Origin of the sequence: Kitasatospora sp. NPDC101155 (genome assembly GCF_044768305.1) — a bacterium.
Taxonomy (GTDB): domain Bacteria; phylum Actinomycetota; class Actinomycetes; order Streptomycetales; family Streptomycetaceae; genus Kitasatospora.
This window is the reverse complement of sequence record NZ_JBIWPN010000028.1, coordinates 98,839-108,805: the sequence shown is the minus strand read 5'-3', so window position 1 is coordinate 108,805 and position 9,967 is coordinate 98,839. Positions and strand designations below refer to the sequence as shown.

The window sequence follows — 9,967 nt, the reverse complement described above, 5'->3', positions numbered from 1 at the left end:
ACACCACTCGGCAAGACACGAATCTCGCACCTCGCCGCACTCGACCTCGCAGCCTGATCACCCAGCCCGGTTTGCGAATTTCCCAACGGAGTCCTGAAGCCCCGAGCTTGCGGGTAACGCCCAGCTGGCTGTTGGGTGGGCTCCCGCGTCCAGTCACCGCTACGCGGCGACAGGGGCGGATGACTGCCGCCCCGCATCCCATTTGGCAAACACTTCCCAAACCCACGGGAGGCCGTAACCGATCCGCCCGGCGATCGTTCTCACGACAGGGAAGGGGGCTCACGAGCCCACAGGGGGACCACCATGCCGGTCAAGTACACCCGCGAGCTGCTCGCTTCGCTCGCGGCCGAGTCCAGCAGCGTGAACGAGATGATGCGCAAGCTCGGCGTGCCGATGGCGGGCGGCACGCACAGCTACCTGAGCAAGCGACTGCGGCACTACGACATCGACACCTCGCACTTCAACCACGCCAGGCCTGACTATGGGCGCCGCCGCTACCCGCGAGAGGTGTTGGCCGAAGCCGCCGCCAATAGCGACAGCATCAACGGGATGATGGCCTACCTGGGCGTCGCCCCGTACGACAGCCTCTACGCCTACCTGAAGAAGCGCCTGGCCGACTTCGGCATCGACACCTCGCACTTCAGGTTCAGGGGCGACGGCCGCAGCAGGGTCGAAGCCATTCCGAGGGATGCCCTGACGCAGGCCGTCGCCGCACACCGGAGCATCCGTGGCGTGATCCTCGCCCTCGGGATGACGGACTGCGGCAACTCGCGGACGCTGGCGCGAGAGGCCATCGACTTCCACCGACTCGACACCAGCCACTTCACCGGACGGGCGCACAACAAGGGACAGAAGACCGGACCACGGCGCACGGCCGAGGAGTTGCTGGTCCGACGCCCACCGGGAAGCCAGCGCATCCCGGGCGATCGACTTCGGACCATGCTCGTGCACATCGGGCATCCCGACGTCTGCGAGCTGTGCGGCGCTCCCCCGACCTGGCTCGGCCACCCGATGACCCTGGAGGTCGACCACATCAACGGCGACTGGCTCGACAACAGGCGGGAGAACCTCCGCCTGCTCTGCCCCAACTGTCACTCCATCACGCCGACCTACTGCGGCCGGAACAAGAACCGCACCGACCCCCGAAGGGACACCGCCGCGTAGCGCGGTCCGATTTCGAGAAAGCGGCCGCAGCGACATCCGCCTACCGGTACGCTTGCTTTGACGTGCGCCCGTACTCCAGCTGGCTAGAGAGATGCGGTTTAGGTCCGCAGTGTCGTGGGTTCGAGTCCCACCGGGCGTACTCAGCGAAATGGCCCGCCTGCCTTCGAATCGAAGGCAGGCGGGCCATCGTCGTTTCTGTGGGCTGTCAGCCCAGCAGCTCCTTCACCACCGGCGCCAGGGCCCGGAAGGCCTGGCCGCGGTGGCTGATGGCGTTCTTCTCGTCCGCCGTCAGTTCCGCGCACGTGCGCGTCTCGCCGAGGGGCTGGAGGATCGGGTCGTAGCCGAATCCGCCGTCACCGGCCGGGGCGGTGCGCAGGGTGCCGAGGAGGCGGCCCTCGACGACGCGCTCGGTGCCGTCGGGCAGGGCCAGGGCGGCGGCGCAGAAGAAGTGGGCGCCGCGGTGGGCGGCGTCGATGTCGGAGAGCTGGGCGAGCAGCAGGTCGAGGTTGGCGCGGTCGTCGCCGTGCTTGCCGGACCAGCGGGCGGAGAAGATGCCGGGTGCGCCGCCCAGCACGTCCACGCAGAGGCCGGAGTCGTCGGCGACGGCGGGCAGGCCGGTGGCGCGGGCCAGGGCGTGGGCCTTGAGCAGGGCGTTCTCGGCGAAGGTGACGCCGGTCTCGGGGACGTCCGGGATCTCGGGGTAGGCGTCGGCGCCGACGAGTTCGACGTCCAGGCCGGCGTCGGTGAGGATGGCGCGCAGCTCGGCGACCTTGTGCTGGTTGCGGGTGGCGAGGATCAGGCGGGTGGACATGTCACCCACCCTATCCAGAGCTCCGGAGCGTGGAGAGGATCAGCCGGTGCAGACCGAGGTGAGGTTGCCCGCCGCGTCGCCGAGTGGCTTGAGGTCGGGGGCTTCCTTCTTGTCGACGGCCTGCTGGACCTTGTCGGCCTGCTTCTGCAGGTCGGTCACGGCCTTGGCGACGTCGGTGCTCTTCGAGTTCTTGCCGATCTGGTCGAGGTCGCTCTTGAGCTTCTGCAGCGCCTTGCCGGCGGCGGCCGAGTCGTTGCTGGCGTTGTCGTAGGCCTTGGTGAGGTCGGCGATGTCGCCGGTGACCTTGACGGCGGTGTTGCCGCAGTCGATCGCCTTCTGGGCGGCGGAGCAGCTCACCATGCTGAGCGGGAGGATCGCGATCAGTCCGGCCACGGCGAGGGCGGCGGGGCGGGCGATGCTGGACGGCATCCGGTCCTCCTGGGGGGCGCGGGTTCCGTGGGGAGGGACGCGCGCCACGGGGGCGCGGTTCCCGCAGCGGGGGTGCTGCGGGAACCGTACGGTCTGCGGGCCGGGCCTGTACAGCAGGCCGTCCGACGGTGCGTCGGGCGGTGCGTCGGACGGTGTGTCCGGAGTGGTCGACGACCGTACGCCCGGCGGGGGTTCAGCCTTCCAGGGCCTTGCGCTGGATGCCGTCGAGTTCGGCGCAGCCGAGGGTGCCGAGGTCGAGCAGCCGGTTGAGGAGGTCGCGGTCGAAGGGGGCGCCTTCGGCGGTGCCCTGGACCTCGACGAAGCGGCCGTCGGAGGTGCAGACGATGTTCATGTCGGTCTCGGCGCGCACGTCCTCCTCGTACTGGAGGTCGAGCATCGGGACGCCGTCGATGATGCCGACGCTGACGGCGCTGACGCCGCCGATGATGGGCTGGCCCTTGGCTCGGAGCAGTTTGCGCTCGCGGGCCCAGGAGACGGCGTCGACCAGGGCGACGTAGGCGCCGGTGATGGCGGCGGTGCGGGTGCCGCCGTCGGCCTGGAGGACGTCGCAGTCGAGCACGATGGTGTTCTCGGCGAGGGCGCGGTGGTCGATGACGGCGCGCAGCGAGCGGCCGATGAGGCGGCTGATCTCGTGGGTGCGGCCGCCGATGCGGCCCTTGACGGCTTCGCGGTCGCCGCGGGTGTTGGTGGCGCGGGGGAGCATGGAGTACTCGGCGGTGACCCAGCCTTCGCCGCTGCCCTTGCGCCAGCGCGGGACGCCCTCGGTGACGCTGGCGGTGCAGAGCACCTTGGTGTCGCCGTAGGAGATGAGGACGGAGCCTTCGGCGTGCTTGCTCCAGCCCCGCTCGATGGTGATGGGGCGGAGCTGTTCGGGGGTGCGGCCGTCGATGCGTGACATAGGCACTGAGCGTAGTCGCTCCGGAGCTTGGTTCCGGATGTGCCTCGGCCCGCCGGCCCCTTGAGCGGGTCGGCGGGCCGGGTGTGGTGGGCCTGGGTGGCTCAGCTCACATCATGTCCTCGATGTCGGCGGCGATCGGGTCGGCGTCGGTGCCGATGACGACCTGGATCGCGGTGCCCATCTTGACGACGCCGTGGGCGCCGGCGGCCTTGAGGGCGGCCTCGTCGACCAGGGTGGCGTCCTTGACCTCGGTGCGCAGGCGGGTGATGCAGCCTTCGACCTCTTCGATGTTCTCGATGCCGCCCAGACCGGCGACGATCTTCTCAGCCTTGCTGGCCATCTGGTTTTCTCCCTCTGTCTCGGCCCTTCGGCGGCTCTGCCGGGTGCCGTCCTGCGCTGTGCTTTGGGGTGGGCCTCGACCGTCGGGCGGTGAGGTCCGTGCCGGAGGCTGACGCGGGTTCAGCTGCGGTCGTGCTGGCGGGCAGCGCGACAAGCATGACCCGGGCCGGTCCGGTATGCCACGTTAGACCACTTTTGGCCCATTTCGGCGCGCGGGCTTCCGACCGCCGCCCGAGGATGACGATCAGCGGGGCTCGCGTCCCGGTGTGCGGCCTGCGCCCCAAAGTGGTCTACACCAATATATGTGTACTCCGATGAACGCAGGAAGGACCCCGGGTGTTCCTGGCCCCGCCCGAGGGTCCCGCACCGGGTCTCCCGACGGCAACTGCTCCCGGAGGGCGGATGATGAGTTCGGCAGGAGCCACGGCCCCGCGGACCACCCGGTGGCACACCTTCTACGGCGGACTCCAGAAGATGGGCCGCTCGCTGCAGCTGCCGGTCGCGGTGCTCCCCGCGGCCGGCCTCCTCAACCGGCTCGGCCAGCCCGACGTCTTCGGCAAGGACGGCCTGGGCTGGACCGACGTCGCCAAGGTGTTCTCGGCGGCCGGCGGCGCCCTGCTCGACTCCGCGCTCGGCCTGCCGATGCTGTTCTGCGTCGGTGTGGCGATCGGCATGGCCAAGAAGGCGGACGGCTCGACCGCCCTGGCGGCCGTGGTCGGCTTCCTCGTCTACTACAAGGCCCTGCACGCCTTCCCGGAGAGCTGCAAGCCGCCGACGGTGCTGGTCAGCGACCAGTGCGTGGACTACTCCTCGGCGAAGGCGGCCAACGCGACGTACCAGAACCCGGGGGTGCTCGGCGGCATCCTGATCGGCCTGATGTCGGCCTGGCTGTGGGTGCGGTACCACCGCACCAGGCTGGTCGACTGGCTGGGCTTCTTCAACGGCCGCCGCCTGGTTCCGATGATCACCGCACTGGTCGGCATGCTGACCGCCGCGCTCGCGCTGTGGGTCTGGCCGCCGATCGGCCGCGCCCTGAACGACTTCTCGCAGAACCTCGCCGATCTCGGCGCGGGCGGCGCCGGCGTCTTCGGCCTGTTCAACCGCGCACTGCTGCTGATCGGCATGCACCAGTTGCTGAACACCTTCGTCTGGTTCCAGTTCGGGGAGTTCACCAAGGCCGACGGCACCGTCGTGCACGGCGACATCCCGCGATTCCTGGCGGGCGACCCGACGGCCGGCCAGTTCCAGTCCGGTTTCTTCCCCATCATGATGTTCGCGCTGCCCGCCGCCGCGCTCGCGATCGCCCACGCCGCCAAGCCGCACCGCCGCAAGGAGATCTACGGCCTGATGCTCTCGGTCGGCCTGACCTCCTTCGTCACCGGCGTCACCGAGCCGATCGAGTACTCCTTCGCCTACATCGCCCCGGCCCTGTACGGCGTGCACGCGCTGCTGACCGGCGCCTCGATGGCGGTCACCTGGGGGCTCGGGGTGCACGACGGCTTCAGCTTCTCGGCCGGCCTGATCGACTACGTGATCAACTGGGGGCTGGCCACCAAGCCGTGGCTGATCATCATCATCGGACTCTGCTTCGCCGCGGTGTACTACGCGCTCTTCTGGTTCATCATCGTGAAATTCGACCTGAAAACACCGGGCCGCGAGGAGGAGAGCGAGGTCGAGGACGTCACCAAGGCCTGAATCCCGCCGCCCCGCACATCGCCCGCAAAGGCCCTTGGACCCGCCGGTCCGGGGGCCTTCGCCATTTCGGGAAAGGACTGAATTCCCGGTCCGATGGCCGCGGAAAAGATAATTCGGCCGCGATCCGGCCGCCCGGCAACGCTCCTGACCGCGCCCGACCGTGAGTGGGGGACGCCACATCCGACACGTCCGCGACGCCACGATCACTCTCAGCAGCCGCCGCGCACGCCCCGGAGCGGCGGGATCGTCCGGCGCGACCCCCGGTCGCCCGTCCGGGCCCGGCGCCGCACGGCGACGGCGCTTTTTGTTGCGCAAATAGCCAAAATCCCAATCGCGACTGAAATCATGATCGTCGTTCCGCGACTAGGTTTCGATTTCATAGCGCTTCCGGGCGGCGGTGCTTTCCGGGGTTCCCCGCCTTCTCCGCCCGTGCTACAAAACTGGTCTACACCACACGTGGTGTAGACCAGTTCGCGGTTCGGCCCCCTGTGCCTTCCCCCGACCGACCGCCATGCCGTTAGGAACCCACCCCCATGAGTCAGTCTGCGCAGGCACCGACGCCCGCCACGGCTCCGGCCATGCCAAGCCCCGCCAAGAAGTTCGGCCAGACCCTCCTCCAGGGTCTGCAGAAGATGGGTCGCAGCCTCCAGCTGCCGATCGCCGTGCTCCCCGCGGCCGGCCTGCTGCTGCGTCTCGGCCAGGACGACGTCTTCGGCAAGGACGGCCTCGGCTGGAACAAGGTCGCCTCGGTCTTCGCCACTGCCGGTGACGGCGTCTTCAGCAGCCTGCCGCTGCTGTTCGCGGTGGGCATCGCGATCGGCTTCGCCAAGAAGGCGGACGGCTCCACCGCCCTCGCCGCGCTGGTCGGCTTCCTGGTGTACAAGAACGTGCTCACCGCGTTCCCGGTCACCGAGGGCCACATCGAGGGCGACAAGTGGATCAAGCCGGTCTACCAGGACCCGGGCGTGCTCGGCGGCATCGTGATCGGCCTGCTGGCCGCCGTGCTGTGGCAGAAGTACCACCGCACCAGGCTGGTCGACTGGCTGGGCTTCTTCAACGGCCGCCGGCTCGTCCCGATCATCATGGCCTTCGTCGGCACCGGCGTCGGCGTGCTCTTCGCCCTGACCTGGGGCCCGGTCGGCGACGCCATCAAGAGCCTGAACGACAGCCTGATCGGCGCCGGTGCGTTCGGCGCGGGTGCGTTCGGCCTGGTCAACCGCGGTCTGCTGCCGGTCGGCATGCACCAGTTCGTGAACTCCTTCGCCTGGTTCCAGACCGGTGACTTCACCCAGCCGGACGGCACCGTCGTCCACGGTGACCTGCACCGCTTCTTCGCCGGCGACCCGACCGCCGGGCAGTTCATGTCGGGCTTCTACCCGATCATGATGTTCGCGCTGCCCGCCGCCGCGCTGGCCATCGCCCACGCCGCCAAGCCGCACCGCCGCAAGGCCGTCACCGGCATGATGATGTCGCTGGCCCTGACCTCCTTCGTGACCGGTGTCACCGAGCCGATCGAGTTCGCCTTCGTCTTCATCGCCCCGGTCCTGTACGTCATCCACGCGCTGCTCACCGCGGTCTCGATGGCCGTCACCTGGGCCCTCGGCGTGCACGACGGCTTCACCTTCTCCGGCGGTCTGATCGACTACGCGCTGGCCTGGAACAAGGCCACCGACCCGTGGCTGATCATCCCGATCGGCCTGGTCTTCGCCGCGCTGTACTACTTCCTCTTCCGCTTCGCGATCACCAAGTTCGACCTCAAGACCCCGGGTCGTGAGGACGACGACGAGATCGAGGACGTGACCAAGGCCTGAGGCCCGTCCGCCCCACCGTCGAGGCCCCGCCCGGCCGCTGCTCCCCCAGCGGCCGGGCGGGGCCTTCGGCATGTCCGTCAGGTGGAAACAGCGGTTGACGAACCGACGGACCCCCTGGTCAACTGAAGCGGTGAACGCCTCGTGCCCGCTGGTCACCCGCAGCCACATCGACTTCGGTCGCGTGTGGTCCGCGGCGTGTCGCGGCTGAGCTGACCGTTCCCCCACCGCCGCCCGGCTGACGTCCCGCCCGGCGCCGGTCCTCCTCCCCTTCCGCCCGCCCGGGCCCAGCCCGTCCACGGGCCGTCACCGCGCGGCCGCGCGCACCCGGGTGCCGACGGCCGCCCGCACGCGTCCCCACGTGTGCGCACGAGGAAAGTCAGGCTCGCCATGCCCCGCCAGTTGCACCTGTCCGCCGCCGTCGACGCCGCCACCGAACAGCCGGGCCGCCTCGACGCCGGGTACTACGCCGCCCTCGCCCGCCTCGCCGAGCGGGCCACCCTGGACTTCGTCACCCTCGACGACTCCTTCACCGCCGAACCGCGCCGCCCCGACGCGCTCGCCACCCTCGCCCGGATCGCCCCGCTGACCAACCGGGTCGGACTGGTGCCCACCGTCACCACCACCTACACCGAGCCCTTCCACACCTCGACCTCGGTCAACACCCTGGACTGGGTGAGCGAGGGCCGGGCCGGCTGGCTGCTCGGCGTCTCCACCACCGAGGCCGAGGCAAGGGCCTTCGGCCGCCGCCCGGTCGCCCCCGAGGACGAGCTGTGGGCCGAGGCGGCCGACGCCGCCGAGGTCGCCGCCCGGCTCTGGGACAGCTGGGAGGACGACGCGGAGATCCGCGACACCGCCACCGGTCGCTTCATCGACCGCGACAAACTGCACTACGTCGACTTCGAGGGCCGGCACTTCTCGGTCCGCGGCCCGTCCATCACCCCGCGCCCGCCACAGGGCCGCCCGGTGGTGACCGTCCCGGTGGCCGCCGCCGACCTCGCCCGGAACGCCTCCCCGGGCGGGCGCGCCCGGGTGGCCACCGCGATCCGGTACGCCGACGTGGTGCTGCTCGACGCCCCCGACCGGGCCGCCCGGCTGACCGCCGCCACCGAACTGCGGCTGCGTTCCGGCGAGCACCTGCGCATCCTCGCCCGGCTCGACGCCGCCCTGCCCGACCGGGCCGCCGAGGAGCGGCTGCTCGCCGAACTCACCGCGACCGGCACCGGCGTGGACGGCTTCCACCTCGCCCCCGCCGAACCCGAACGCGACCTGACCGCCGTCGCCGAGCGGATCGCCCCCGCCCTGCGCGCCACCGGGCTGCTGCGCACCGGGTACTCCGGCCGCACCCTGCGCGACCACCTCGGCCTGGCCCGCCCGGCCAGCCGCTACGCGGCCCCCACCGGCACCGCGAACGCCGACACCGAGAACGCCGATACCGAGAACGCCGGCACCGAGAACGCCGGCTCCCCCGCCCTCGCCGAGGTGACCCGATGACGGACCGTCCGCTCAAGCAGATCCACCTCGCCGCGCACTTCCCCGGCGTCAACAACACCACGGTGTGGAGCGACCCGGCCTCCGGCAGCCACATCGAGTTCGCCTCCTTCCGGCACCTCGCGCAGACCGCCGAGCGCGGGAAGTTCGACTTCTTCTTCCTCGCCGAGGGCCTGCGGCTGCGCGAGACCAAGGGCCGCATCCACGACCTGGACGTGGTGGGCCGCCCCGAGTCGATCACCGTGCTGAACGCACTGGCCGCCGTCACCGAACGGCTGGGCCTCGCCGCCACGGTGAACGCCACCTTCAACGAACCGTACGAACTCGCCCGCCGCTTCGCCTCCTTGGACCACCTCTCCGGCGGCCGCGCGGCCTGGAACGTGGTCACCTCCTCCGACGCCTTCACCGGCGAGAACTTCCGCCGCGGCGGCTACCTCGACCGCGCCGACCGCTACACCCGGGCCGCCGAATTCGTCCAACTGGCACGTGAGTTCTGGGACGCCGGGGAACAGGGCGTCCGCCACCGCGGCCCGCAGTTCGAAGTCGAGGGCCGGCTCTCGCTGCCCCGCCCGCCGCAGGGCCACCCGGTCGTCATCCAGGCCGGCGACTCCGACGAGGGCCGGGAGTTCGCCGCCGCCACCGCCGACGTCGTCTTCAGCCGGCACTCCACCTTCGCCGACGGCCGGGCCTTCCACGCCGACGTCAAGCGCCGGCTGGCCGGGTACGGGCGCAAGCCGGACGAGCTGAAGATCATGCCTGCCGCCACCTTCGTCCTCGGCGACACCGACGCCGAGGCGGCCGAGCGGGCCGCCGAGGTCCGCCGGGCCCAGGTCGGGCCGCGCACCGCGCTCAATCACCTGGAGCAGGTCTGGGGCGTCGACCTCTCCGACCACGACCCGGACGGTCCGCTGCCCGCCTTCGACCCCGACCCGGACAGCGCACTGGTCCAGGGCCGCGTCCGCATCCCGGACCCGGTGGGCACCGCCGAACGGTGGCGGGCGCTGGCCGCCGAGAAGGGGCTGAGCAGCCGCGAACTGGTCATCGAGGTGACCGGCCGGCAGTCCTTCATCGGCTCCCCCGCCACCGTCGCCGGGCAGATCGACCACTTCGTGCAGCAGGACGCGGCCGACGGCTTCATCCTGGTCCCGCACCTCACCCCGGGCGGGCTGGACGAGTTCGTCGACCGGGTCGTCCCGCTGCTCCAGGAGCGCGGGGTGTTCCGCACCGACTACACCGGCCCCACCCTGCGCGACCACCTCGGTCTGCCGGTGCCCGGACGGCACTGACGGCCCGACGGTCCCGGTCCGCCCG

Annotated in this window: 9 protein-coding genes and 1 tRNA gene; 6 read left to right on the top strand and 4 right to left on the bottom strand. The window is 70.7% G+C overall.

Annotated features, from left to right (window positions below):
• The first annotated feature begins 303 nt into the window (after nucleotides 1-303).
• Together ACIRYZ_RS31865 and ACIRYZ_RS31860 are read left to right on the top strand one after the other, a co-directional pair.
• Nucleotides 304-1,164 (top strand): HNH endonuclease, encoded by an 861-nt coding sequence (locus ACIRYZ_RS31865; RefSeq protein ID WP_402950951.1) that lies wholly within the window; start codon nucleotides 304-306, stop codon nucleotides 1,162-1,164.
• A gap of 64 nt (nucleotides 1,165-1,228) precedes the next feature.
• Nucleotides 1,229-1,303 (top strand) — tRNA-Leu (locus ACIRYZ_RS31860).
• Between the two features lie 66 nt (nucleotides 1,304-1,369).
• Here the strand turns inward: ACIRYZ_RS31860 and rdgB are convergent.
• The 4 genes from rdgB to ACIRYZ_RS31840 all read right to left on the bottom strand — a co-directional run bounded on the left by rdgB (nucleotide 1,370) and on the right by ACIRYZ_RS31840 (nucleotide 3,816).
• Complete coding sequence (gene rdgB / locus ACIRYZ_RS31855; RefSeq protein ID WP_402950948.1) at nucleotides 1,370-1,975, bottom strand: RdgB/HAM1 family non-canonical purine NTP pyrophosphatase; 606 nt, start codon at nucleotides 1,973-1,975, stop codon at nucleotides 1,370-1,372.
• Between the two features lie 39 nt (nucleotides 1,976-2,014).
• Nucleotides 2,015-2,404: a hypothetical protein gene (locus ACIRYZ_RS31850; protein WP_402950946.1), complete on the bottom strand. Its 390-nt coding sequence runs from the start codon at nucleotides 2,402-2,404 to the stop codon at nucleotides 2,015-2,017.
• 193 nt (nucleotides 2,405-2,597) lie between these two features.
• Nucleotides 2,598-3,323 carry a ribonuclease PH gene (rph, locus tag ACIRYZ_RS31845; RefSeq protein WP_402950943.1) on the bottom strand — a complete coding sequence of 242 codons (726 nt, stop codon included), beginning with the start codon at nucleotides 3,321-3,323 and terminating at the stop codon, nucleotides 2,598-2,600.
• A 106-nt stretch (nucleotides 3,324-3,429) separates the two neighbouring features.
• The gene (locus ACIRYZ_RS31840; RefSeq protein ID WP_402950941.1) at nucleotides 3,430-3,816 is read right to left on the bottom strand and encodes a glucose PTS transporter subunit EIIB; all 387 of its coding nucleotides are present in this window, start codon (nucleotides 3,814-3,816) and stop codon (nucleotides 3,430-3,432) included.
• A gap of 251 nt (nucleotides 3,817-4,067) precedes the next feature.
• On the opposite strand from ACIRYZ_RS31840, the gene ACIRYZ_RS31835 reads away from it, so the two are divergent.
• The 4 genes from ACIRYZ_RS31835 to ACIRYZ_RS31820 all read left to right on the top strand — a co-directional run bounded on the left by ACIRYZ_RS31835 (nucleotide 4,068) and on the right by ACIRYZ_RS31820 (nucleotide 9,942).
• Nucleotides 4,068-5,357 carry a PTS transporter subunit EIIC gene (locus ACIRYZ_RS31835; RefSeq protein WP_402950939.1) on the top strand — a complete coding sequence of 430 codons (1,290 nt, stop codon included), beginning with the start codon at nucleotides 4,068-4,070 and terminating at the stop codon, nucleotides 5,355-5,357.
• Nucleotides 5,358-5,890: 533 nt separating this feature from the next.
• The gene (locus tag ACIRYZ_RS31830; RefSeq protein ID WP_402950937.1) at nucleotides 5,891-7,168 is read left to right on the top strand and encodes a PTS transporter subunit EIIC; all 1,278 of its coding nucleotides are present in this window, start codon (nucleotides 5,891-5,893) and stop codon (nucleotides 7,166-7,168) included.
• 387 nt (nucleotides 7,169-7,555) lie between these two features.
• Complete coding sequence (locus tag ACIRYZ_RS31825; RefSeq protein ID WP_402950935.1) at nucleotides 7,556-8,659, top strand: LLM class flavin-dependent oxidoreductase; 1,104 nt, start codon at nucleotides 7,556-7,558, stop codon at nucleotides 8,657-8,659.
• Nucleotides 8,656-9,942, top strand: a complete 1,287-nt coding sequence (locus ACIRYZ_RS31820; RefSeq protein ID WP_402950933.1) for an LLM class flavin-dependent oxidoreductase — start codon at nucleotides 8,656-8,658, stop codon at nucleotides 9,940-9,942. The genes ACIRYZ_RS31825 and ACIRYZ_RS31820 overlap by 4 nt, the downstream gene beginning before the upstream one ends.
• Nucleotides 9,943-9,967: the final 25 nt, after the last annotated feature.

Coding starts and splice junctions, on each gene's coding strand:
- ACIRYZ_RS31820 (WP_402950933.1), top strand. CDS start 8,656: ATGACGGACCGTCCGCTCAAGCAGATCCACCTCGCCGCGCACTTCCCC.
- ACIRYZ_RS31865 (WP_402950951.1), top strand. CDS start 304: ATGCCGGTCAAGTACACCCGCGAGCTGCTCGCTTCGCTCGCGGCCGAG.
- rph (WP_402950943.1), bottom strand. CDS start 3,323: ATGTCACGCATCGACGGCCGCACCCCCGAACAGCTCCGCCCCATCACC.
- ACIRYZ_RS31835 (WP_402950939.1), top strand. CDS start 4,068: ATGAGTTCGGCAGGAGCCACGGCCCCGCGGACCACCCGGTGGCACACC.
- ACIRYZ_RS31825 (WP_402950935.1), top strand. CDS start 7,556: ATGCCCCGCCAGTTGCACCTGTCCGCCGCCGTCGACGCCGCCACCGAA.
- rdgB (WP_402950948.1), bottom strand. CDS start 1,975: ATGTCCACCCGCCTGATCCTCGCCACCCGCAACCAGCACAAGGTCGCC.
- ACIRYZ_RS31830 (WP_402950937.1), top strand. CDS start 5,891: ATGAGTCAGTCTGCGCAGGCACCGACGCCCGCCACGGCTCCGGCCATG.
- ACIRYZ_RS31850 (WP_402950946.1), bottom strand. CDS start 2,404: ATGCCGTCCAGCATCGCCCGCCCCGCCGCCCTCGCCGTGGCCGGACTG.